This is a genomic window from Arthrobacter sp. CAN_C5 (assembly GCF_017875735.1).
GTDB lineage: Bacteria > Actinomycetota > Actinomycetes > Actinomycetales > Micrococcaceae > Arthrobacter_D.
This window is the reverse complement of sequence record NZ_JAGGMZ010000001.1, coordinates 1,951,681-1,973,224: the sequence shown is the minus strand read 5'-3', so window position 1 is coordinate 1,973,224 and position 21,544 is coordinate 1,951,681. Positions and strand designations below refer to the sequence as shown.

The 21,544-nt window shown below is 65.6% G+C and carries 20 protein-coding genes and 1 riboswitch; of the genes, 11 read left to right on the top strand and 9 right to left on the bottom strand.

Annotation, left to right across the window (positions count from 1 at the left end; translation table 11 throughout):
* The first annotated feature begins 98 nt into the window (after positions 1-98).
* Positions 99-320, top strand: coding sequence for a hypothetical protein (locus tag H4V95_RS09300; RefSeq protein ID WP_209730038.1), 222 nt, complete (start codon positions 99-101; stop codon positions 318-320).
* Between the two features lie 166 nt (positions 321-486).
* Here H4V95_RS09300 and H4V95_RS09295 read toward each other — a convergent pair whose 3' ends face one another.
* A complete protein-coding gene (locus H4V95_RS09295; protein ID WP_196867975.1) occupies positions 487-2,583 on the bottom strand; it encodes an acyl-CoA dehydrogenase in 2,097 nt (698 codons plus the stop codon).
* Positions 2,580-3,320 (bottom strand): TetR/AcrR family transcriptional regulator, encoded by a 741-nt coding sequence (locus H4V95_RS09290; protein ID WP_312883988.1) that lies wholly within the window; start codon positions 3,318-3,320, stop codon positions 2,580-2,582. The genes H4V95_RS09295 and H4V95_RS09290 overlap by 4 nt, the downstream gene beginning before the upstream one ends.
* A 65-nt stretch (positions 3,321-3,385) precedes the next feature.
* On the opposite strand from H4V95_RS09290, the gene H4V95_RS09285 reads away from it, so the two are divergent.
* Genes H4V95_RS09285 through H4V95_RS09270 form a run of 4 tightly spaced genes read left to right on the top strand, consistent with a single transcriptional unit; the run spans position 3,386 to position 8,219 of the window.
* The gene (locus H4V95_RS09285) at positions 3,386-4,717 is read left to right on the top strand and encodes an acetyl-CoA C-acetyltransferase (RefSeq protein ID WP_196867976.1); all 1,332 of its coding nucleotides are present in this window, start codon (positions 3,386-3,388) and stop codon (positions 4,715-4,717) included.
* Complete coding sequence (locus H4V95_RS09280; RefSeq protein ID WP_196867977.1) at positions 4,714-6,048, top strand: 3-oxoacyl-ACP reductase; 1,335 nt, start codon at positions 4,714-4,716, stop codon at positions 6,046-6,048. Before H4V95_RS09285 ends, H4V95_RS09280 begins: the two co-directional genes overlap by 4 nt.
* Entirely contained in the window at positions 6,045-6,971 is a 927-nt protein-coding gene (locus H4V95_RS09275; protein ID WP_196867978.1) for a MaoC/PaaZ C-terminal domain-containing protein, read from the top strand. The genes H4V95_RS09280 and H4V95_RS09275 overlap by 4 nt, the downstream gene beginning before the upstream one ends.
* 9 nt (positions 6,972-6,980) lie before the next feature.
* Positions 6,981-8,219 (top strand): kynureninase, encoded by a 1,239-nt coding sequence (locus H4V95_RS09270; protein ID WP_209730036.1) that lies wholly within the window; start codon positions 6,981-6,983, stop codon positions 8,217-8,219.
* A 43-nt stretch (positions 8,220-8,262) separates the two neighbouring features.
* On the opposite strand, the gene H4V95_RS09265 is transcribed toward H4V95_RS09270, so the two are convergent.
* The 6 genes from H4V95_RS09265 to H4V95_RS09240 are packed head-to-tail and all read right to left on the bottom strand — an operon-like array spanning position 8,263 to position 16,082.
* Positions 8,263-9,426 carry an acyl-CoA dehydrogenase gene (locus H4V95_RS09265; protein ID WP_209730034.1) on the bottom strand — a complete coding sequence of 388 codons (1,164 nt, stop codon included), beginning with the start codon at positions 9,424-9,426 and terminating at the stop codon, positions 8,263-8,265.
* Positions 9,423-10,859, bottom strand: a complete 1,437-nt coding sequence (locus H4V95_RS09260; RefSeq protein WP_209730032.1) for an LLM class flavin-dependent oxidoreductase — start codon at positions 10,857-10,859, stop codon at positions 9,423-9,425. The genes H4V95_RS09265 and H4V95_RS09260 overlap by 4 nt, the downstream gene beginning before the upstream one ends.
* The gene (locus H4V95_RS09255; protein ID WP_209730030.1) at positions 10,856-12,655 is read right to left on the bottom strand and encodes an ABC transporter ATP-binding protein; all 1,800 of its coding nucleotides are present in this window, start codon (positions 12,653-12,655) and stop codon (positions 10,856-10,858) included. Before H4V95_RS09255 ends, H4V95_RS09260 begins: the two co-directional genes overlap by 4 nt.
* Positions 12,652-13,476 carry an ABC transporter permease gene (locus tag H4V95_RS09250; RefSeq protein WP_209730028.1) on the bottom strand — a complete coding sequence of 275 codons (825 nt, stop codon included), beginning with the start codon at positions 13,474-13,476 and terminating at the stop codon, positions 12,652-12,654. The genes H4V95_RS09255 and H4V95_RS09250 overlap by 4 nt, the downstream gene beginning before the upstream one ends.
* Positions 13,473-14,399, bottom strand: coding sequence for an ABC transporter permease (locus H4V95_RS09245; protein WP_209730026.1), 927 nt, complete (start codon positions 14,397-14,399; stop codon positions 13,473-13,475). The genes H4V95_RS09250 and H4V95_RS09245 overlap by 4 nt, the downstream gene beginning before the upstream one ends.
* 6 nt (positions 14,400-14,405) lie before the next feature.
* Positions 14,406-16,082: an ABC transporter substrate-binding protein gene (locus H4V95_RS09240; protein WP_209730024.1), complete on the bottom strand. Its 1,677-nt coding sequence runs from the start codon at positions 16,080-16,082 to the stop codon at positions 14,406-14,408.
* A gap of 145 nt (positions 16,083-16,227) precedes the next feature.
* A riboswitch (SAM riboswitch) is annotated at positions 16,228-16,357 on the bottom strand.
* A gap of 197 nt (positions 16,358-16,554) precedes the next feature.
* Between H4V95_RS09240 and H4V95_RS09235 the strand changes: the two genes are divergently transcribed.
* The gene (locus H4V95_RS09235; protein ID WP_209730023.1) at positions 16,555-17,796 is read left to right on the top strand and encodes an MFS transporter; all 1,242 of its coding nucleotides are present in this window, start codon (positions 16,555-16,557) and stop codon (positions 17,794-17,796) included.
* Positions 17,793-18,152 (top strand): metalloregulator ArsR/SmtB family transcription factor, encoded by a 360-nt coding sequence (locus tag H4V95_RS09230; protein WP_209730021.1) that lies wholly within the window; start codon positions 17,793-17,795, stop codon positions 18,150-18,152. The genes H4V95_RS09235 and H4V95_RS09230 overlap by 4 nt, the downstream gene beginning before the upstream one ends.
* Before the next feature lie 181 nt (positions 18,153-18,333).
* On the opposite strand, the gene H4V95_RS09225 is transcribed toward H4V95_RS09230, so the two are convergent.
* A complete protein-coding gene (locus tag H4V95_RS09225; RefSeq protein WP_019482691.1) occupies positions 18,334-18,636 on the bottom strand; it encodes a DUF4193 domain-containing protein in 303 nt (100 codons plus the stop codon).
* 378 nt (positions 18,637-19,014) lie between these two features.
* On the opposite strand from H4V95_RS09225, the gene H4V95_RS09220 reads away from it, so the two are divergent.
* From H4V95_RS09220 to arfB, 4 genes are read left to right on the top strand one after another with little or no spacing between them, the layout of a single operon-like run.
* On the top strand, positions 19,015-19,722 hold the full coding sequence (locus H4V95_RS09220) for an MSMEG_4193 family putative phosphomutase (protein WP_209730019.1): 708 nt from the start codon (positions 19,015-19,017) through the stop codon (positions 19,720-19,722).
* A 10-nt stretch (positions 19,723-19,732) separates the two neighbouring features.
* A complete protein-coding gene (locus H4V95_RS09215) occupies positions 19,733-20,290 on the top strand; it encodes a DUF3090 domain-containing protein (protein ID WP_196867984.1) in 558 nt (185 codons plus the stop codon).
* Complete coding sequence (locus H4V95_RS09210; RefSeq protein ID WP_196867985.1) at positions 20,290-21,057, top strand: SCO1664 family protein; 768 nt, start codon at positions 20,290-20,292, stop codon at positions 21,055-21,057. The genes H4V95_RS09215 and H4V95_RS09210 overlap by 1 nt, the downstream gene beginning before the upstream one ends.
* A gap of 56 nt (positions 21,058-21,113) precedes the next feature.
* A complete protein-coding gene (arfB, locus tag H4V95_RS09205) occupies positions 21,114-21,536 on the top strand; it encodes an alternative ribosome rescue aminoacyl-tRNA hydrolase ArfB (RefSeq protein WP_209730017.1) in 423 nt (140 codons plus the stop codon).
* The last annotated feature ends 8 nt before the right edge of the window (positions 21,537-21,544 follow it).

Genomic DNA, 21,544 nt, shown 5'->3' with positions numbered 1-21,544 from the left:
TCGGGATCCCCAGGGCATCAGGGACCCGGCGGCGGTCGACAGCCCGCCAGCTGCCAGCGTAAGGTTTCGTACCACTATCCACCCGGGAGGACCCAGCAGTGACCGACACCCCTAGCCCCATCAGTTCCGGTTCACCGGACTCACCCGATTCACCTGACTCGGCGGACTCGCCGGATGAGGTGCAGCTCCCCGACCCCAAGGAGACCGAAGTCGATGAAGCCGTGATGGACGAGTCGGCTGATAATCCCGCGCTGGATGTCGGGCAGGTCACTACCTCCGTGGATGAAGAAAACGAGGATAGCGACCCGCGCCAGGTGTAGAACTGAAGCGAGACGGGTAGCGAGGCCTGAACCGAGGCTCGGGTCTGACGGACGCTCCGGTCTGGACTGACGCTCCGGCCTGCACCGGGATTCGGTCTGGAGCGCACCTCCCAGATCGCAGCGCCCGGGGGCACATTTCCCAGAGCGCGGCGCAACGCCAACCGGCTTAGCGCTTGGCTTTGGCCTTCTTCTCGCGTGCCAGGACCGTCTTCTCATCGATCGGGAAGCTTCCGCTGGCCCGCTGCTGCCGTGCGTAGGCCCTCGCCTCGTCCTGGCGTTCTTTCTCCGCACCGGTAGCGATCGCTGCGCGAAGGTGCTCCGGACCGTAGCCGAACGCATCAACCAGGTCGACGGCGTGCGGCCGGATCTTCACCAGCAGACGGTTGATGTAGGGGGACAGTGTCCGGGCACGCTGGGTGGAGAGCCTGCCGTGCATGAGGTACCAGGCCAGGTTGCGCTCGATCAGGCACAGACCGAAGAGGTCACGCAGCCAGGTCAGCACCTGCTTGGTACCCGCGTCCTCCGCCTGGTGGACGGCAGCGGTGAACGCCTCCCACTGCAACAGTTCGGCGTGGGCCTTGGCGGTCTCGATGAGCTCGTTCTGGTGCTCGTTGAACTTCTTCGCTGCCGCCTCCTGGGACAGCTTCCGGACGCCACGGAGTTCCCCGGCCAGGTCAGCAACCATCGCCTCCACCCGGTCCGACAGCAGTTCGTGCTGGGTGTGCTCGTCCCGCAGGGCGATAGCTGACTTCCGCTCCGAGCCGCCGTCGACAACTGTCTGCACTACCCGGCGCAACCCTGACCGGTGCAGAGTCTTCTCCGCTTGCTGAGTGACCACGTAGCGCGCCAGCACGCCGAAGTCGACGCCGCTGAATTCCTTGGCATAGTCAGCCAGCAGGCGTTTCGCGACGAGCTGCAGCAGCACATTGTTGTCGCCCTCGAAGGTTGCGTAGACGTCCATGTCGGCACGCAGCGAGGTGAACCGGTTCTCGGTGAGGAAGCCAGCTCCGCCGCACGCCTCGCGGCACTCCTGCAGGGTGTCGAGAGCATGCCAGGTCGACAACGGCTTCAGCGCAGCTGCCAGCGTCTCAAGGTCCTGGCGGTCCTCGTCGGTGTCGTGCGCGCCTGAGAAGACGTCGTCGAACTTGGCCAGCAACTCCTCATGGGCAAACGACGCTGCGTAGGTCGCCGCAATGCGGGGGAGCAGCCGGCGCTGGTGCTGCTGGTAGTCCATGAGGACCTCTTCGGTGAGGTCGGAACCGGCGTTGAACTGACGGCGCTCCACCGAATACTGGACGGCGGTCTTCAGTGCCAGCTTGGTGACGGCCACGGCTGCCCCGTCGAGGGACACCCTGCCCTGCACCAGGGTGCCGAGCATCGTGAAGAACCGCCGGCCGGGGGAGGCGATGGGCGAGGTGTATACGCCGTCGCTGTCCACGTTGCCGTACCGGTTCAGCAGGCTGGTGCGGGGAATCCGCACCCGGGTGAAGTGAAGGCGGCCGTTGTCAATCCCGTTCAGGCCGCCCTTGAGTCCATCGTCCTCGCCGCCGACGCCCGGCATGAAGTTGCCGTTGGCATCCCTGAGCTGGACATAGAACGCGTGGACTCCGTGGTTGACGCCGTTCGTAATGAGCTGGGCAAAGAGCACCGCTGCGCGGCCGTCGATTGCGGCATTGCCGATGTAGTCCTTCCACGCGGCCCGGAACGGCGTGTGGATCTCGAACTCGTCGGAGTCCGGCTGATAGACGGCGGTGGTGGCAATGCTCGCGACGTCGGACCCGTGACCCGTTTCGGTCATGGCGAAGCAGCCGGGAATGTCCATGTTCATGATGCCAGGGATCCAGGCACGGTGATGTTCTTCGGTGCCCAGGTGGAGCACCGCGCTGCCGAAGAGGCCCCACTGCACTCCCGCCTTGATCTGCAGCGACGGGTCGGCAACCACCAGCTCCTCGAAGCCGGCAATGTTGGCGCCGTGATCGTCCTCCCCGCCGAGGCTTGCCGGGAAGGCGCGGTGGACCGCCTTGTTCTGCACCAGGTAGTGCAGCTGGTCGAAGCAGCGGCTCCGCTGCTCGGCGTGGGACTCGCCTTCGACCCGGTGGACTTCCGGCCGGCCGGCGAGCTCACGGGCGACCCTGCGGGTCGCTGCCCACCGACCCAGCAGGAGCTCGCCGAGGGCAGCGACGTCGACGACGGCGCGGTCGTCGTCAGCGATGGTGGCGGTGGCCGGAACCTTGAGCTCGGGCCGCGTGGCTGTCTGTGTCATGGGGTGTCCTCCAGAACGGATGTGATCGTGTCAGGTGATGGAACGTGGTTGGCGATGCCCTCGAAGAGCCACGTGGTGAGCTGTTCGCTGAGTTGGGCTTCAGTGGGTTTGGTGGGGCTTTCGGGGGTGGCAAGCCAGAGCTCTCCGGCAGCCCGGACCATGCCGATGGCCGCCTGCGGCCAGAGGGTGAGCGCGGGACCGCCGAGCTGCCTCGCCCGCGGGTCGGATGCCAGGAAAGACTGCATCGGACTGGCCAGCATGTCGGTGACCGCTTCGAAGAAGTGGCTTAGCAGTTCGGAGCTGTGGGGATCCGCCGGGTTGGTGAGCGCATCGGGGGCGCCCAGCCGGGTGACGAAGGCGTAGACATTCGGCGAGGTCTGGGCCATTTGCAGGTAGGCGGAGACCATTGCGTGCAGGCCTTCGCGCGGCGACGCAGCCTGCCGGGCCGCAGCGAGCACCTTGTCCTGCATCTGCGCGATCACCACTTCGCCCATGGCCTGCTGCAATCCGGCCTTGTCGCCAAAATACCGGTAGTACACGGACTTCGAAGTGCCGGCGGCGGCGGCAATATCCTCCATTGACGCCGCATACCCCAGCGAGTGCACGGCACCGCGCGCCGTTTTGACCAGGGCGCGACGTCGTTTGTCCCGGTGGGCCTGCCAACGACTGGATCGACCATCGCCGGCCGCAGCACCTTGCTGGGCGGGAGGTCTTGACTTGAGCGCCTGCTTGTTCACGATACTCAGCGTATCAGGTACGCTGGGTATCGGTAACTGATTGGAACCAGAAGGAGAAGCACAGCATGGTCGACCAGGCAGCAGGACAGCGCAGCGCGCAATCCTCCCCATCCGTCCGCAACGCGGTCGTCATCGGCGGTAACCGGATTCCGTTCGCCCGCTCCGGTGGCGCCTACGCCTACTCGTCCAACAAGGACATGCTGACGGCGGCTCTGGACGGTCTCGTGGCCCGGTTCGGACTGCAGGGTGAGCGGATCGGCGAGGTCGCTGCCGGGGCTGTGCTGAAGCACTCACGTGACTTCAACCTGACCCGCGAGGCGGTACTGGGATCAGCCCTCGCCGCAGACACACCCGCCTATGACGTACAGCAGGCCTGCGCGACCGGACTGGAAACCGTGATCGGTGTGGCCAACAAGATCAAGCTCGGCCAGATCGAGTCGGGCATCGCCGGTGGTGTCGACTCGGCGTCCGATGCACCCATCGCCGTCAGCGAAGGTCTGCGTCGCGTCCTCCTGGACCTGTCACGGGCCAAGACCACGCCCCAGAAGCTTTCCATCCTGAGCCGGCTCCGGCCCCGGGACCTCGCCCCCAACGCTCCAACCACCGGGGAACCACGCACGGGCCTGTCGATGGGCGAACACCAGGCCATCACCACTGCCCGCTGGGAGATCTCCCGCGAAGCGCAGGATGAGCTGGCCCTGAATAGCCACCACAACCTGGCCGCCGCGTATGAACGGGGCTTCTTCAGCGACCTGGTCACCCCCTACCGCGGTGTCACCCGTGACGCCAACGTCCGGGCTGACACGTCACTGGAAAAGCTGGGTCGGCTCAAGCCCGTCTTCGGCAAGAGCCTGGCCGCCACAGCCACGATGACCGCTGGCAACTCGACCCCACTCACGGATGGCGCCGCCACCGTGCTCCTCGGCTCGGAGGACTACGCCCGCAGGAACAACCTGCCCATGCTCGCGAACGTGGTTGACGCCGAGGCGGCCGCGGTGGACTTCGTCCATGGCGCCGAAGGCCTGCTGATGGCCCCGGTCTACGCGATGCCGCGCATGCTGCAGCGCAACGGACTCACCTTCGACGACTTCGACTTCTTCGAAATCCACGAGGCTTTCGCCGGCACCGTCCTCAGCTCGCTCGCCGCCTGGGAGAACGAGGACTTCTGCCGCAACTCCCTCGGTCTGGACGGGGCCCTCGGCAAGGTCGATCGGAGCAAGCTCAACGTCAACGGCAGCTCTCTGGCAGCCGGCCACCCGTTCGCCGCCACCGGCGGTCGGATTGTGGCCACGTTGGCCAAGGCCCTTGCCGACAAGGGCTCCGGCCGCGGGCTGATCTCCGTCTGCGCCGCCGGCGGCATGGGTGTCGTCGCTATCCTGGAGGCACGCGAAAAGTGACCGACAAGTACCTCAACCTCGTCAACTCCGGCCCTGCCGGAAAGATCGCCCGAAAGCTTGGCCTCCCCAAGCCTGCAGTGCTGCGCCGGTACCGTCGCGGCGCGCCGCTGGTTCCCGGTCCACTCCTCGTGCTCGGCTCGTCACCGGCAGCGGACAGCCTCGCCACGGAGTTGCTCGGCTGGGACCAGGATGTCCGCCGTCACGCCCGGCCGGGGGAGAAGCTCGGTGCGATCGTCGTCGTGCTGGAGAACCTCACCGAGCCCGGCGAGCTTGCCGCTCCCATCCTGGAGCTTGGTCAGGCGCTGCGCCAGCTGGAACGCGGCGGCCGGATTGTCGCCGTGTCCCGCCCCGCCCGTGAGACAGCCAACCCCGCGGAGGCGGCTGCCCGCCAGGGCGTTGATGGCATCGTCCGGTCGATAGGACGTGAGCTGCGCGCCGGTGCTACCGCCAACGGGATCGTGCTGCGCGACGGTGCACCCATTTCGGCTGCCGCCGGAACGCTCCGCTTCCTGCTCTCGGGCAAGAGCGCCTTCGTGAACGGTCAGTTCATCACGGTTGGAGGTACCGGTCAGGATGCCACCCAGGACGAGGACCGGCCCCTGCACGGCCAGACCGCCGTCGTCACCGGCGCGGCCCGCGGCATTGGTGCGGAGATCGCAGCGGTGCTGAGCCGCGACGGTGCATCCGTGGTGGTGGTTGACGTTCCCGCGGCCGGTGAGCAACTCGCCGCCGTCGCCAACCGGATCGGAGGCACCGCCCTACAGCTGGACATCACCGCTGACGACGCCGCCGCCAGGATCCTCGACCAGGTGCAGCAGCGGTCCGGTTCGCTGGACCTGCTGGTGCACAACGCAGGGATCACCCGGGACAAGCTGCTGGCCAACATGGACTCGGCCCGGTGGGACTCGGTGCTGGCGGTGAATCTTGCCTCGCAGCTGCGGGTCAATGAGGCACTGCTCGCGTCCGACGTGTTCGCGGCGTCGGGCCGCATCGTCTGCCTCGCCTCCACCAGTGGCATCGCCGGTAACCGGGGGCAGTCCAATTACGCAGCTTCGAAGGCGGGCGTGATCGGCATGGTCCGGAGCACCGGGAGCACGCTCGAGGGCACCGGACGCACCATCAACGCTGTCGCACCAGGCTTCATCGAAACCGAGATGACCGCGCGGATGCCGTTCGCTACCCGAGAGGTGGCGCGGCGCCTGAGCAGCCTGCAGCAGGGTGGCCAGCCGATCGACGTTGCCGAGACGATCGCGTTCCTCGCCTCACCGGTAGCCGCCGGGGTTAACGGCGAAGTGGTCCGCGTCTGCGGGCAGTCGCTGGTGGGCGCGTGAGGGACGTCGCCCTGGACTCGGTTCCGGGGTTGCCGGCGCTGTACCGTAGCGCCCTCCTAAGCAGCATCCCGTTGCCGTGGGCGGACGGTGCGGTGCAACGCACTTCCGACGCGGCAGCGGTGACCCTGCCGGAGGTTCGCCACCGCGCGTCCGGTGTCCAGGCCACGGTCGGGGACCTGACCCGGTTCCAGCAGTTGATCGGTGCCCCCGCGCAGGATGCGTTGCCGTCGGGCTTCGTCCACACCATTGCCTTCCCCGTGGCCATGAGCGTGATGGCCCGCAAGGATTTCCCGTTGCCGCTACTCGGCATGATCCATCTGCGGAACGCAGTGGAACACCGGCGTGCCATCGGATTCGGCGAACAGCTTGACATCGCTGCCTGGGCCGAGGACCTGAGACCGCATCATGCCGGTACGCAGGTGGACCTGGTCACCGAGGTCAGCAGCTCCGGTGCAGTGGTGTGGACGGGACGCTCGACCTATCTTGCGAAGGGTGCCCGGCTCGCCGGGCCGGCTCGCGGGACGAAAGAGGAGCGCACGCCGTTTGTGCCGCCCCCACTCACGGCCGTCTGGAACCTCCCGGGCAGCATCGGCCGCAGCTATGCGGCTGTGTCGGGGGACTACAACCCAATTCACCTCACCGCGCTGACCGCGAAGGCACTCGGAATGCAGCGGGCCATTGCGCACGGCATGTATCTTGCCTCGCGGATGGTGCAGGAAACCAAGCCTGCAGGGGTCGAATCGTTCTCCTGGAGCATCGACTTCCGCTCACCAGTCCTGCTACCCGCCCGGGTGGCAATCGCTGTCACACCGCAGAGTGAGGCGGGGGTGTGGCAGGGTGCTGGCATCACTGGCTGGAACCACCGGCGGGGGCGGGAGCACTTTGTTGGCAGCCTCGCAAGGCTGGCCGGGGTTCACCCCTAAACTGGGTCCATGAGTGAGAACACATCCCTGCTGAGCCGCGCCCGCACCCTCGACGCCGAGGATCCCCTCGCCGGGTACCGGGCGCGGTTCGAGGGGCACGACGATCCGGACATTGTTGCCTACCTGGACGGCAACTCGCTCGGGCGGCCCCTCACCGACACCCTGCAGCGGCTCGAATCGTTCGTGCGGGAGCAGTGGGCTGGCAGGCTCATCCGCGGCTGGGACGAGGGCTGGCTGGGGCTGCCGGAGCAGGTGGGAGACCTGATCGGGCGGGTAGCGATCGGCGCCGCGGCTGGACAGTGCACGGTAGCCGATTCGACGAGCGTGCTGCTCTACAAGCTGGCCCGTGCGGCGGTGGCCGCCCGCCCGGACCGCACCGAGATCGTCATTGACCGGGACAATTTCCCCACCGACCGGTTCATCATGGAGGGCATCGCCGCAGAGCGGGGCCTGCAACTGCGTTGGGTCGATCTGCAGTACGACGGCGGTGCCACCGCAGCGGAGGTCGCCGCCGCCGTCGGCCCCCAGAGTGCGCTCGTGGTTCTCAGCCATGTGGCCTACCGGTCGGGCCACCTGGCGGACGTCCCGGCCATCACCCGGGTGGTGCACGACGCCGGCGCGCTGGTGCTGTGGGATCTGAGCCATTCGGTGGGCTCGGTCCCCGCCGAGCTCGACCAGTGGGACGTCGACTACGCCACGGGGTGCAGCTACAAATACCTCAACGGCGGACCGGGAGCGCCCGCCTGGGCGTACGTGGCGCAACGGCACCTCGCGGATTTCCAGCAACCCATTCAGGGCTGGCTCGGCAGCGCCGACCCGTTCGGGATGGGATCCGATTACGAACCGGCCCCGGGCATCCGCCGGCTGGTCTCTGGTACCCCACCGATTATCGGCATGCTGGCGATGCAGGACATGCTCGGGCTGATCGGCGAGGTGGGGATGCCTGCCGTCAGGGCGAAGTCGATCGCCCTGACCTCGTTCGCCATCGAGGCTGTCGAGGAGCTGATGGAGGGAGCCGGCGTCGTCATCTCCTCACCCCGGGATCCGCGGAAGCGCGGCAGCCACATCACGATCGACCACCCGGCGTTCCGGGATCTGGTGCCGGAGCTGTGGGCGAAGGGCGTCATCCCGGACTACCGCAACCCGGCGGGCATCCGGCTGGGTCTCTCGCCACTGTCAACGTCGTTTGAGGAAACCTATCTCGGTATCCAGCGGATCGCCGAGAGTCTGCCCCGGGCGCTGAACTAGCTAGGTCGGCTGAGAGGTCACCAGCCGACGTTCCGCCAGCTACTTAGTCAGGGAGCGGCTCCCGGGTTCCCGTCACGGCCCAGTATCCGACTGCCCTAGCCTTGTAGATGGCCGGGTTGTGGGAGGAGACGGTTCTGGCGTTCCGCCAGTGCCGGTCCAGGGAGCGCCCGGCAGCAGTGGCCGACGCGCCGCCCACCTCGAACAGGTGACTGGTGGCGTTGAGCACCTGACTGACCGAGACAATCTGCGCCTGGCTTACGGCGATCTCCGCGGCATCCACCGCGGCCCTCGCGTCGTCAGGATGCCCGGAGGCGAGTGACCAGCGGGCGGCCTCCAGCTTCCGCGCCGCCGCCGCAACCGTGGCCGCCGCGGCGAACGAGGTACTCGAGAGCTCGCCGAGTACCGCCAACACCTGCGGGTCCTCACGCGGTAGGGCCGCCGTAGCGTTCACGTACGAGCGGGTGCGTGGCCTCACGAAGGAGGCGGCGTCGTCGGCCGCGGCCCGGGCAATCCCCGCGAGGGCCGCCACGAGCACCAGTTGGAAGAACGCAGGCACATGGTTCGGTTCCCCGGGGGTGTAAGGACGGACGTTCTCCGACGCCACCGCCACCTCCGAAAAGTGGGTGGTGCCGCTGCCTGTGAGCCGCTGACCGATCCCATCCCAATCGTCGATACGATCCACTCCCGGCGCGGTGGCCGACACCGCGTAGCCCACGCGCTGCCCGTCGTGGACCGCGCTGCCCGCGATCCAGTCGGCGAACAGCGCACCGGTGCTGTAGTACTTTGAGCCGTTGAGCGTGAGCCCGGCCTCGGTGGATGTGAGAGTGGTGCTGATGTCGCGCAGGGATGTGCCGGTCAACTCGCTGGAGGCGTTGCCCACCATGGCTCCGCCCGCAATGTCCCGGAGCCAGGCATCCCGTGATGTCGAGGCGTCACGGAGGAGCACACCCTCGACGTAGGCGAAGTGCCCACGCCACAGCTGGGTGAGGTTGGAGTCAGCGGCGGCCAGTTCCGTGAGGAGCTCAAACAGCTGCGGCAGAGTGGCTCCCAGGCCGCCATGGGTCGACGGGATCCTTAGCGCTCCGAACCCCGCGTTCTTGAGAAGCTCTACCTCCGCGAAGGGAAGCTCGCGACGTAGTTCCCGGTCCACCGCGCCGGCGGCGATCTCGGCGAAGATCGGGCGGAAGTGCTGCAGCAGATCGGTCATGACCGGCTCCCGGCGTAGGCGGGGGAATCGGCCAGATCAAGGGCCGCTCCATGATCCAGATTCGCCCCACCGCGGTACCGGGCGCCGGGATGCTCGTCGAACAGGCGGGTGTTTCCGCTGCCAAACAGCCGCTCCCGGAGGGTGGACTCCTCGTAGGAGGTCCGGTACCGGCCGCGCCGCTGGAGTTCCGGGATTACCTGGGTAATGAAGTCCTCTGCGGTGCCGGGGGTAAGGAACTGCCGCAGGTTGAAACCGTCCAGGTCGGTGGCGTCGATCCACCGTTCGATTTCGTCTGCGACCTCCACCGCGGTGCCGATGGCGACGAAGGGACCCCGATCAAACCGGGTGATCCGCTCCAGCGCCTCACCAACGGTTGTACCGGGCGGGTGCCGCCGGCTGCTGGGCTGGCTGTCCCTTCCCGGGCGGTTCTCCCGGGCGAGGATATCGTCGATCACCTCGTCGCTGCGGTAGGCGGCCAGATCGATCCCACCGCCGCCGGCGTGGGCCAGGTACCCCTCGGCGCTCGACAGCCTGCGGTACTCCTCAGCCTTGCGCTGGGCCTCCTTGTGGGTGCGCCCGACGATGACGACGGCGCTGGCGAAAGCCTTGATATGGTCAGCCTGCCTCCCCTTCGCAACGGCGAGGCGGCGGAGGTCCTGGACATTCTCCCGGTAGGCGGCGGCGTCACGACCGCCCACGAAGACGCCCTCGGCGTGTTTCGCGGCGAACTCCTTGCCCGCCGTCGAACTGCCGGCCTGGAACAACACGGGGGTGCGCTGGACCGATGGCGAGCTGAGGTGGGGACCTGCCACCGAATAGTTGGGCCCCCGATGGTTGATGTATCTCACCTTGGCGGGGTCCGTGTAGACCCGCCGGGCGCGGTCCTCGATCACGGCGTCGTCGTCCCACGACCCTTCCCACAGTTTGTACAGCACATCGAGGTATTCGTCGGCGATCGCGTAGCGCTGGTCATGTTCCACTTCGTCGGCCAACCCGAAATTGCGTGCCGCGTTCGGCAGGTAGGAGGTGACGATGTTCCAGCCGAACCTCCCCTTCGTCAGGTGATCCAGCGTCGAGGCGCGCCGGGCGAAAGCGAACGGGGGTTCGTAGGTCGTGGAGAAGGTTGCCGCGAAGCCAAGGTGTTTAGTGACGGCCGCCATTGCCGGGATGATCAGCAGCGGGTCGTTGCTGGGGATCTGCACCGCTTCCCGCAGCGCCGTGTCGGGACCGTTGCGGTAGCCGTCGTAGGTCCCGATCACATCGGCGAGGAACACGCTGTCGAACAGTCCGGCTTCCAGGATCTGGGCGGTCTCCACCCAGAAGTCGAGGTCATTGAACCGGTGCCGGTTGTTTTCCGGATGTACCCATAGTCCGTGGGAAATGTGGCCGACGCAGTTCATTTCGAAGAGGTTGAAGGAGATCTGGCGGGTCATGAGCGGGTTCCGTCCTGTCCGGTGGCGGGGAGTGGGGTGGTAGAAAGTGGGGTGATGGGAAGTTGGGGGATGGCGTTGATCAGGTCACGGGTGTACTGGTGTTGCGGCGTATCGAAGACGGCCGTGACCGTGCCCCGTTCGAGAACCTCCCCGTCCTTCATCACCAGGACGTCCTGGCTGAGGTGCTGGATCACCCCCAAGTCATGGGAGATGAAGAGGTAACCGAGGCCCAGACGCTCCTGGAGTTCGGAGAACAGGTCCAGGATGGTGGCCTGCACCGACACATCGAGGGCCGAGACAGGCTCGTCACAGATAATGATCTCCGGTTCGGCGGCCAGCGCCCGCGCAATCGCTACCCGTTGCCGTTGTCCGCCCGAGAGGTCAAGGGGACGGCTACGGAGTTTGTCCTCGCCCAGTCCCACGAGGGCCAGCAGCTCGCGGATACGGTGGTCCCGCGCGGTTCGTGGGACCCCGGCCGCGGCGACGGCCTGGCCGATGACCTGTCGGACGGTCTTCCGGGGGTCGAAGGAGTGCAGCGGATCCTGGTAGATCATCTGGACGGCGCGGCGTGCGCGACGGTTCTTCTGCTCGTGGTGCTCCCGCCAGGTGCGCCCACGGAACCGGACGCTGCCGGCGTCGGGAGCCTCGACGCCCAGCACCATCCGTGCCACAGTGCTCTTGCCCGAGCCTGACTCACCGACGATGCCCAGGGTGGATCCTTTCCGCAGCTGGAAGGACACCCCGGCCACTGCAGTGCGCGAGGTCCCACCCGAGTCCGGGTAGCTCTTGTGGATGCGGTCGGCCGTGAGGAGCGCCGTACTGCCTCGTTCCGGTGTACTGCCTGGTACCGATGTTTTGGCTGGTTGCGGTGTCCTGACTCGTGCTGGCGTTCTGGTTGGCGTGGGTGAGTCGACACGTGTGAGTGGGCCCGTCAGCCGGGACCCCCGGGAGGCCGCCGAGGGAATGGCGGCCAGGAGGCCCTTGGTGTAAGGATGCTGCGGGTCCAGGAGGACCGCCTCCATGGTTCCTTCCTCGACAATTTCGCCCTGGCGCATGACTGCCACCCGATCCGCCAGGTTGGCAACGACGGCCAGGTCATGGCTGACGACAAGCATGCCGGTACTGCCGCCCTTCAGGTCGCCCAGCAAGCGCAGGACCTGGGCCGCGATGGTCGCGTCGAGCGCCGTCGTCGGCTCGTCGGCGATCAGGAGGCCCGGCTCAGCGGCGATGGCCGACGCAATGAGCGCCCGTTGCCGGAGCCCGCCCGAAAGCTGATGCGGGTACTGGGAAGCGCGGACCTCCGGGTCCGGGATCCCTACCGACCGAAGGAGTTCGATGATGCGGCGGTCGCGTTCGACGCGGGAGAACAGCGAGTGGAGTCGCAGTACCTCACCCACCTCCTTTCCCACTGTCCGCAGGGAATCAAGGGACGAAAGGGCGTCTTGCAGGATGAAGCCGGCGTCCTTGCCCCGTACCCGGCTCCACTGCCGTTCGCCCCAGCCGGTTACGTTCTGCCCGTTGAACCTCTGGAAGCGGGTGCTCACCTGGGAGCCGTGACCGGTCAACCCGACCAGGGTCCGCGCGGTGACGGACTTGCCGGAGCCGGACTCACCCACCAGGGCGAGGCACTCGCCCGGCAGGACCGACAGGCTGACGTCGTTCACGGCACGGTGTCGGCGGGTACCCCTACCGAAGTCGACCGTGAGGTTCGCGAGCTCGACCAGGGGGGAGGGAAGAGGGATGGCGGACGGGGTGGGCTCCCGGGTGGCGAGTGCTGTGGCGGCTGTGGCGGTCATTGGACTCTTCCTTCTGCTCGGCGTCGGAGCTCGCGCCCGATCACGGTGATGGATAGTACGGTGGCGACAAGGAATGCGGCGGGGAGGGTGATCATCCACGGCGCGTTGGTGATGAAATTGCGGCCAACGGACAGCATCGCGCCCCACTCCGGCGCCGGGGGTGGAGTGCCCAGACCCAGGAAGCTCAGGGACGCCCCCGCGCCAATGGCGGAGCCGACGCCGATGGTTGCCAGGACGAGCACCGGCTTCATGACATTGGGAATGACATGCGTGAGCAGAACCTGGCCGCGGCGCAGCCCGAGTGTGCCGGCCGCTTCGACGTAGCCGGAGCGGCGGACCAGATGGGTCTGGGCCCGGGTGATGCGGGCGTAGTAGGCGACGCTGCCCGCCCCGATGGCCAGGATCGCGTTCTCGGTGCCTCCGCCGATGATGCCGATGACCACCAGGGCAAGGAGGATCTCGGGGATGGCAAGGGTCACGTCCAGGACCCGCATAACCGAGGCTTCGACGAGCCGGCCGTTCAATCCGGCAAGCAAACCGATGGCCGTCCCGCCGACCAGCCCGATGGCGGTCGCACCCAGCCCGATGTAGAGGGACGTCGCAGCACCGTGCACGATCCGGGAGTAGATGTCCGCCCCTGAGTCATCGGTCCCAAAGAGGGCCGTGGGGTTGGGCGCCTCGAAGCTGCGCGCCGGATTGACGGTATAGGGGTCGGCGCTGGCGAGCACGCCCGGCACCAGGACTGCTGCGGTGAGCCAGAGGAGGAAGCCGGTGGCAAGGAGCAGCCCGGGGCGTCGCGCTGTCTGGGAGAGGATGCTCAAGAGGTCACCACTTTCGGGTCGATGAGCGTGTAAAGGAGGTCGACCGCCAGGTTGACCACCACGTAGACGGCTGCCGACAGGAGAACGATGCCGATGATCACCGGCAGGTCCTTGTTGTAGACAGAGGCGAGGGTCAGGGCGCCGATTCCCTGCCGGCTGAACAGGGTCTCGACAATCACCGACCCGCCGAAGAGGGAGGCAACAACGAACCCCGACAGGGTCATCACAGGGATGGCGGCGTGCCGGAGCGCGTGCAGCATACGAACCGGGAGGTCCCGCATGCCGCGTGCGCGGGCCGTCAGAATGAACGGCTGCTCCAAAACATCTTCCAGCTCGTTGCGCAGCACCTGTGAGAGCGTTCCGAACACCGCCAACGCCAGGGTCAGCGCCGGAAGGATCAGGGCGATGACACCCTGATCCCCTCCGATGGGAAACCAGCGCAGGGTGAAGGAGAAGACGATCAGCAGGACGAAACCGATGATGAAGGTGGGTGTTGCGGCGAGCACCACCTCGATCCCGGACACGATTGATCGAACCCAGGGGGACCGCTGGGCGGAAAGCACGGCAACGAGCACCGTCAGTGGCAGGGCGACGAACGCAGCCGCGGCGGCGAGCATCGCCGTCGCACCGATCTGCTGCCCGATCGCAACGGTGACGGGGATCCGGAGGCGGTAGGACTGCCCCAGGTCTCCCTGCAGCAGGTTGCCCAGGTAACTGGCGTACTGCACGATCAGGGGTTCGTTGAGCAGGTAGTCGCTGCGCACCTGGGCGAGGGTTTCTGCGGTGGGGCGGGCATCGGGTCCGCCAAGAATCAGGAGGGCGGTGTCGCCGGGGATGAGGTAGACGGCAAGGAAAGTCATGGTGGCCGCCCCCCACAGGACTCCGAGCCCGATTACCAGCCGGAACAGGATCCGCCGTGCCATGCCCACCTACTCCGCCTTCCAGGCGTAGGTCAGGACGGGGACGGGGTGAGAGGTGTCCACGGCAACGTCCCGCACCGCATTGGAGTAGGCGAACTGGCTGGGGTTTTCGTGCAGCGGCAGGCCAGGCACAATGTCCAGCAACCGGTGCTGGACCTCCGAGTAGGCTTCGTCGGCGATCTGCCCGTCATCGGCCGCCCGGGCCGCCAGGAGAAGGTCATCGAGAGTGGGGTCATCCACATAGGAGGAGTTCTGACCGATTCGCTCTCCCGTGATCTCCGAGGAGTGATACCTGATGAACAGCACGTCGGTGGTGTTGGTGTGCCACACGCCGGCCAGCGCGTCATAGTCACCGGCGTACCGCAGTTCGCTCAGCTGTGCTTGCGGCAACTGGATGATCTGGAGGTCGAAGCCGGCCTTCCGTGCTTCACCCTGCAGCTGGACGAGCAGGGGGTTAGGCGTGGTGCTCTCGACAGTGGGCACGTCGATGACGAGGCGCTCGCCGTCCCTGGTCCGGAACCCCTCGTCGTCGCGGCCGGTCCAGCCAGCGTCGTCCAGGAGCTGATTCGCTTTCTCCAGGTCGTGGTGCAGGGTCCCCTCAACCGCCGGATCGTAGTATTTGCTTGCCGTCGACAGGAAACTGTCGGTCGGTGTGAACGTGCCGAAGCCGAGACTTTGGGTGACCGCCTGCGTGTCGATGGCAGCCACGAACGCCTCGCGGACGGCCTGGTCGCTGAAGGGTGCACGGCTCAGGTTGAAGCTGAGCACGTTGGGGCTGCCGGTGCGCACCAAATTCTCGTAGGTGAAGTCCGGGTTTGCGTCGACCGCGGCAGCGTTCTGCGGGGCCAGGTTCTCCGTCAGGTCATACTGCCCGGACACGAGGGACTGGTGGCGGATGACCGGCTCACCCACCAGGGTGACCTCCACCCCATCAAGGTAGGCCTCGCCGTCACCCTCAAGCCACTCCGGTGCCCAGTCGTACCCCTCCCGTTTGGTATAGCTGATGCCCTGGCCAGGGCGGTAGTCGGCAACGGTAAACGGGCCCGTTCCGATCGGCTCTTGGCAGAGAGTGTCAGGGGATTCGAGGATGGCCTTGCCGGAGTTCATACCAAGCCACGACTGGGCCAGCGTGTAGAGGAAGGGTGTGTAGGCGTACTCCAGGTGTGCCTCGAACGTGTACTCATCAATCACCGTGCCGTCGACGTAGGGCGCTATGTAGGCGGCGGCAAGGGGGGACTTGGTCGCTGGATCCCTCATGTGCTCCAGATTGAGCCCAAACACCTCGGCGTTCCAGGGGGAGCCGTCGCTGAAGGTGACTCCCTCCTTGAGGTGGAAGGTGTACGTCTTGCCGTCGTCGGAAATTTCCCACGACTCCGCGAGATAGGGAGCTATCTCGCCGTCGTCGTCAAGGGTGACCACATTGTCGTAGATCAGCCTCCCCAGGAACTGTTGCTGGGTCGCTGAGATGCCGTGTCCGTCGAGGCAACCCGGCTCGGCCGAGATCGACACGTCGAGGATGCCACCAGACACGGGATCCGAGGCCGGGTCAACAGCCGGGTTCGCAGCCGGGTTGGCGGACGCAGCGCAACCGCTCACCAGGGAGGCTACGAGGAGCGACGCGAGAATGGCTATTCTGCCCTGCGGTCGCTGGGAATTGTGGGCAGGATGGAGCGCTTTATTGTTCATGTGCTATTCCTCGGTGCGGTCCGGGGGCACACTAAAGGCACTACCCGGAGAAAGAATAAAGGGGGTCGAATCAGCGCTGAATTGTTAGCGCATAATTATCAGGAAATGGAACGGCTAGCCGGACAACTCACGAGGTACGCCTTTCGAAGTGCTCTTGCCTGCGCCGGCTCGGTCTGGTAATTACCGAGGCGAAGGCCGCTTCGTCATCCGAACCACCCACGAACATGGGGTTGGTGCGCGGTCCAGTCGGAGCTTTACGACCGCGTCTCTTGAAGCTGTCCCCAGTATATGCACAATGCGCAGACCAGCAATTAATAGGAAGTAACTTCCATCAATTGCGGGTCATAATTCGGGTATTTGTTTATGCGCTGATCACGCTGTGCTTATGTGTGCGAACGTGTGCACATATACTGAAGGGGATGCAAGCTGTTTCGTTCCGGACGGCTCGCCCCTTTGACCGAGAGGACACTTCGTGCTTGAAGTACTCAGGGTGACCGCCTACAGACGACTCTTCACGGCCCAGGTGGTGGCCTTGGCGGGAACGGGTCTCCTCACCGTTGCCCTGGGTCTACTCGCCTATGATCTGGCGGGCGCGCGGGCCGGGACGGTGCTCGGAACGGCTCTGACGATTAAGATGCTGGCCTACGTTTTCGTTGCACCCGTCATGGCGGTACTGGTGGAACGGGTACCCCGGAAGGCCGTCCTGATCGGCGCGGATCTGATGCGCACTGGTATAGCACTCACGTTGCCGTTGGTCGATCAGGTCTGGCAGATCTACCTATTGGTGTTCATTTTGCAGTCCGCATCGGCAACGTTCACACCCGCGTTCCAGGCGTTGATTCCAACGCTTCTACCGCGGGAGCGCGACTATACCCGGGCGCTGTCCCTTTCCCGCCTCGCCTATGATCTGGAGTCAGTACTCAGCCCGATCCTGGCGGCGGCGCTCCTGACTTTCATGAGCTTTCACCTCCTTTTCGTCGGCACCGCTGTGGGTTTCCTCCTGTCGGCCGCGATGGTCGTCGCCACCCCACTACCCCCTCAGCAGATCACCGTACAACGCGCCTCGGTTCTTCACCGGACCACCCTCGGTACGCGAATTTTTCTTGGTGAGCCGACCCTCCGTGGACTCATGGCGCTGAATTTTGTCGTGGCCTGCGGGACTGCCCTTGTGCTGGTGAACACCGTTGTCTACGCATTGGAGCTGTTCGAAGGAACAAATACCGACCTTGCCATTGCTCTGGCCTGCTACGGCGCAGGTTCCATGGCTGTCGCCCTCACGGTTCCACCTCTTCTTGACCGCGTGACGGATCGAACCCTGATGATTGCGGGAGGCGGTGTGATCTCACTAGGCCTGGGATTGGCCGGGGTGCTTGCCGCTGCTGGGCAGTCCTGGGTTCTTCTGCTCGCGGTGTGGACTGTGCTGGGTGCTGGGACCTCTATGATCAACACCCCATCTGCACGGCTACTCAGGAGAGCTGCCACCAGCGCGTCGCGGGCCCCCCTTTTCACCGCCCAGTTCTCGCTGTCGCACGCCTGTTTCATCCTGACCTACCCGATCGCGGGGTGGTTGGGGGCGACCCTGGGGCAAGAGGCAACGGCAGGGATTCTTGCGGGCCTGGCTACACTGGGGGTATTGGCGGCACTGAAGCTGTGGCCTCGAGGTTGGAGCCCGGTTTCCGGGGAAACAGCGACTGTCCAGGAGGCACATCAATGACTGACCGCCAGTTACAGCCGGAGCCGAGCCTGCACCATTCTGGATCCCCGGATGACCTGCGGCTGGAGGCGGGAGCAGCCGTGTTCAAAATGCTCGCAGACCCTACCCGGCTCCACCTGTTATGGCTCCTCACCCAGTCACCGGCCGATGTGACCGCCCTGGTAGATCACACCGCTGCCTCGCGGACGTCTGTGAGCCAGCATCTTGCAAAACTTCGGTTCTCGGGTCTGGTGACCACAAGAAAAGAAGGCCAGCGCGTTGTGTATAGCATCGCCGACGGCCATCTGGCCCGGCTGGTACGTGAGGGCATGAATCTTGCAGATCATCGCGTGAGCGGGGAACCCATCCACGGCTAGCGGCAGCCCGGTCAGCCCTGCTGGTCAACAATAATCGTAGAGACATCAAGATAGATCATGATTGTCCACCCCAGAGTGAGGGAGTTCCAGCCAGGTCACGCGAGAATCGAAGGATCTGGGCGCTCTACTGGATGGCCAGCAGTAGCTTATCCGGATCGATCGCCTTCGCCAGGAGCTGAGACTATCCTTCGCATTCGGCGCAGTACTTATCGCCGTTCTTCTCGCGTGCGAGCTGGGTGCGGTGCTTCACCAGGAAGCAGGACATGCAGGTGAACTCGTCTTCACGCTCGGGAATGACGGAGATGAGGAGTTCTTCCTCCAGGACGGCGCCGGGAAGATCGAACCCTTCAGCAGTGTCGCTCTCATCGGTGTCAATTGTTGAAGACTGGGTGGTGGCGCTGCGTTGAGCCTGAATCGCTTCGAGCGATTCGTTGACAGGCTGGTCTTCGGGCCTGACGCGTGGTTCGTCGTAGTCTGTTGCCATGCGGGCGTTGCTTCTCCTTCAGTTGTGTGATCAACCAGAGTACAGGGATCACCGGCCGTGATTGGCCGGCTTACGCTATAAGCGTCTGGAGGGGCCTTTAAGTTCCTTCAACGTCGACGAGATTCCCTCAGCGTCGACGAAACTCCTTCGGAGACCGCCGATGGTGAGTGTATCGGGGCTACCCAACGGCTGCAGTGTCCTTCTTCGGACGTGGCTTAAGGGCCAGCCCGTGAGTTTTGCCACACCTCGAGCTCTGAGGCTCAGACATCAAGCTCTGAGGCTGAGGACAGCCGCGATGTTGACGGCCGCCCATGCCTCGGGTCCTGTCCCTGCGGTTACTTGTTCACCTGACTGAGTGCGGATGGCTAGGCTGGGTGGATGGCAACAGTGATTCTCGTGCGACACGGCCGCACGACAGCGAATGCGTCCGGACTACTGGCCGGACGGACGGCAGGCGTCAGCCTCGACCAGGTGGGACGCGACCAGGCGGCGCTCACCGGCGAACGGCTCGCGGTGGTACCGGTGGTTGCGGTGGTGTCCAGCCCCCTGGAACGCTGCCAGCAGACCGCGGAGTTCATCCTGGCCCGTCAGAGCGGCTCTCCGGCGACGCCAACCGCCGTCGACCTCACCGAGTGCGACTACGGGCAGTGGCAGGGCCGCACCCTCAGCGAGCTCGCGGCCGAGCAGCTGTGGTCGGTGGTGCAGTCCCAACCGTCAGCAGCCACCTTTCCCGGGGGCGAATCCATGGCAGCGATGCAGGCCCGGGCGGTGGCCGCAATTCGTCGCCTCGACGCAGCCTTCGAAGCCGAGCATGGGCCCAACGCCATCTGGGTGGCGGTGAGTCACGGTGACATCATCAAATCGATCCTCGCCGACGCGCTCGGCGTCCATCTGGACCTGTTTCAGCGCATCAATGTGAACCCCGCTTCCGTGTCGATCGTTAGGTACGGCGAGAGCCGACCGAGCGTCATCGCCACCAATACTGACGGAGGGGACCTGTCGTGGTTGTCGAGCAGCCCACCTGCGGTCGATGCGCCGTTGGGCGGCGGAGCGGGACATCAGGCACCAACGGCCCCCATCGCATAAAATAACTACCATGCCCACAAAAGTTCACGAGTTTACTTGGCCCGATCGCGTCGTCGTTGGCACCATTGGCCTTCCGGGGGAGCGAACCTTCTATCTACAGGTACGCGCGGGGTCACAGATCGTGAGTATTGCGCTGGAGAAACAGCAGTCGGCCCAGCTGGCGGAGAAGATCGACGAGATCCTGGACCAGCTCGGTACGCTCGAGGGGAATCCCTTCAGCATTCCCGCGAGCACCCCCATCGAATTGGTCGACAATGACCAGTTGGAGCCGGTCGAGGAACAGTTCCGCACTGGCGCCATGAGCCTGGGGTGGGACCCCTCGACGGTGCAGGTGGTCATTGAGGCGTACCCGATCACGGAACTCGACGCTGACGACGACGAATCGCTCGCCGACGCTGAGGCCGAGGTCGAAGTAGCCGAGATGCTCCTCGTGCGAATGCCGGTAGGGACAGCCCGCGCTTTCGCCAAGCGCACGCGTGAAGTGGTGGGTGCCGGGCGGCCGACCTGTCCGCTGTGCGGTTACCCGATCGACCCCGGCGGACATACCTGCGCTACTCCCGAGGGCTGATGCGGGCACCCGACCTCGCGACCGCCGAGCTGACACTCACCGGTCGCATCACGACGGCGTCAAACGCCACCTTCCTCGGCAGTATCGGCGAGGCCGCAGTGGTCTACAAGCCCATCGCGGGGGAGCATCCGCTGTGGGATTTTCCCAGCGGGACACTCGCCCACCGGGAGGTCGCCGCCTATCTGGTATCGCAGGTCATGGGATGGGACGTGGTGCCCCACACGTGGCTGCGTGACGGTCCGATGGGTGAGGGGATGGTGCAGCTGTGGCAGGAACAGGACCCAGCCCAGGCCGCCGTGGATCTGGTGTCCGCCGACGAGGTGCCCGAGATCGGCTGGAAAAGTGTCCTGAGCGGACGGGACGAGAACGATCGGATCGTCAGCCTCATCCATGAAGACTCGCCAGCTCTGCGGCGGATGGGGGTGTTCGACGTCGTCGTCAATAACGCGGACCGCAAGGGCGACCATATTCTCGCGATGCCCGATGGACGCCGCCACGGTGTGGATCACGGGCTCACCTTCCATAGCGACAACAAGCTCCGTACGGTGCTGTGGGGATGGCTGGGAGCTGAGCTGACCGACGACGAACTCGACGGCATTGACCGGGTCAGCGCAGGCCTCGGCGGTGAGCTGGGGACTGAGCTTTCGGTCCTGCTCACCGACGAAGAGATCGAGGCTCTGATCGCGCGCTGCAGCCGGTTGCGCAACAATGGGCGATTCCCTGCACCGGGCGGGGAAATGTCGGCGGTGCCCTGGCCACTGTTCTAGCGGGGTGATCCCGGATCGGTTTTCCGGGGCTTTGCACCCTGTGTCACGCTGATGGAATGGATCTAGAAGTCTCGCCCGGGCTCACCATTCCTGAGCGTGAGCTGAACTGGCGTTTCTCCAGGTCGTCCGGACCTGGCGGGCAACACGTCAACACGTCGGACACCCGCGTGGAACTGTCCTGGAACGTCGCCGGATCGACCGCGATTTCGGACGAGCAACGGGAGTTGCTGCTGACCCGACTCGGTGATCGGATCGTCGCCGGATCGGTCACCATTGCGGCCTCCGAACACCGTTCCCAGCTCCGGAACCGTGAAACAGCTCTGCGCAAGCTTGCCGGCCTGGTGAGCAGGGGATTGTCTGCCGGTCCGCGCCGGCGTCGCGCCACCAAACCCACTCGAGGCTCCGTCCGGCGGCACCTCGCCGCCAAGCAGCAGCGTTCGACGACGAAACGGAACCGGCAGCGACCCTCAGCCGAGTAGCCCGTGCG

Coding starts and splice junctions, on each gene's coding strand:
- H4V95_RS09295 (WP_196867975.1), bottom strand. CDS start 2,583: ATGACACAGACAGCCACGCGGCCCGAGCTCAAGGTTCCGGCCACCGCC.
- H4V95_RS09240 (WP_209730024.1), bottom strand. CDS start 16,082: ATGAACAATAAAGCGCTCCATCCTGCCCACAATTCCCAGCGACCGCAG.
- H4V95_RS09230 (WP_209730021.1), top strand. CDS start 17,793: ATGACTGACCGCCAGTTACAGCCGGAGCCGAGCCTGCACCATTCTGGA.
- H4V95_RS09245 (WP_209730026.1), bottom strand. CDS start 14,399: ATGGCACGGCGGATCCTGTTCCGGCTGGTAATCGGGCTCGGAGTCCTG.
- H4V95_RS09215 (WP_196867984.1), top strand. CDS start 19,733: ATGCCCACAAAAGTTCACGAGTTTACTTGGCCCGATCGCGTCGTCGTT.
- H4V95_RS09265 (WP_209730034.1), bottom strand. CDS start 9,426: ATGACCGATCTGCTGCAGCACTTCCGCCCGATCTTCGCCGAGATCGCC.
- H4V95_RS09210 (WP_196867985.1), top strand. CDS start 20,290: ATGCGGGCACCCGACCTCGCGACCGCCGAGCTGACACTCACCGGTCGC.
- H4V95_RS09260 (WP_209730032.1), bottom strand. CDS start 10,859: ATGACCCGCCAGATCTCCTTCAACCTCTTCGAAATGAACTGCGTCGGC.
- H4V95_RS09255 (WP_209730030.1), bottom strand. CDS start 12,655: ATGACCGCCACAGCCGCCACAGCACTCGCCACCCGGGAGCCCACCCCG.
- H4V95_RS09285 (WP_196867976.1), top strand. CDS start 3,386: ATGGTCGACCAGGCAGCAGGACAGCGCAGCGCGCAATCCTCCCCATCC.
- H4V95_RS09220 (WP_209730019.1), top strand. CDS start 19,015: ATGGCAACAGTGATTCTCGTGCGACACGGCCGCACGACAGCGAATGCG.
- H4V95_RS09225 (WP_019482691.1), bottom strand. CDS start 18,636: ATGGCAACAGACTACGACGAACCACGCGTCAGGCCCGAAGACCAGCCT.
- H4V95_RS09270 (WP_209730036.1), top strand. CDS start 6,981: ATGAGTGAGAACACATCCCTGCTGAGCCGCGCCCGCACCCTCGACGCC.
- arfB (WP_209730017.1), top strand. CDS start 21,114: ATGGATCTAGAAGTCTCGCCCGGGCTCACCATTCCTGAGCGTGAGCTG.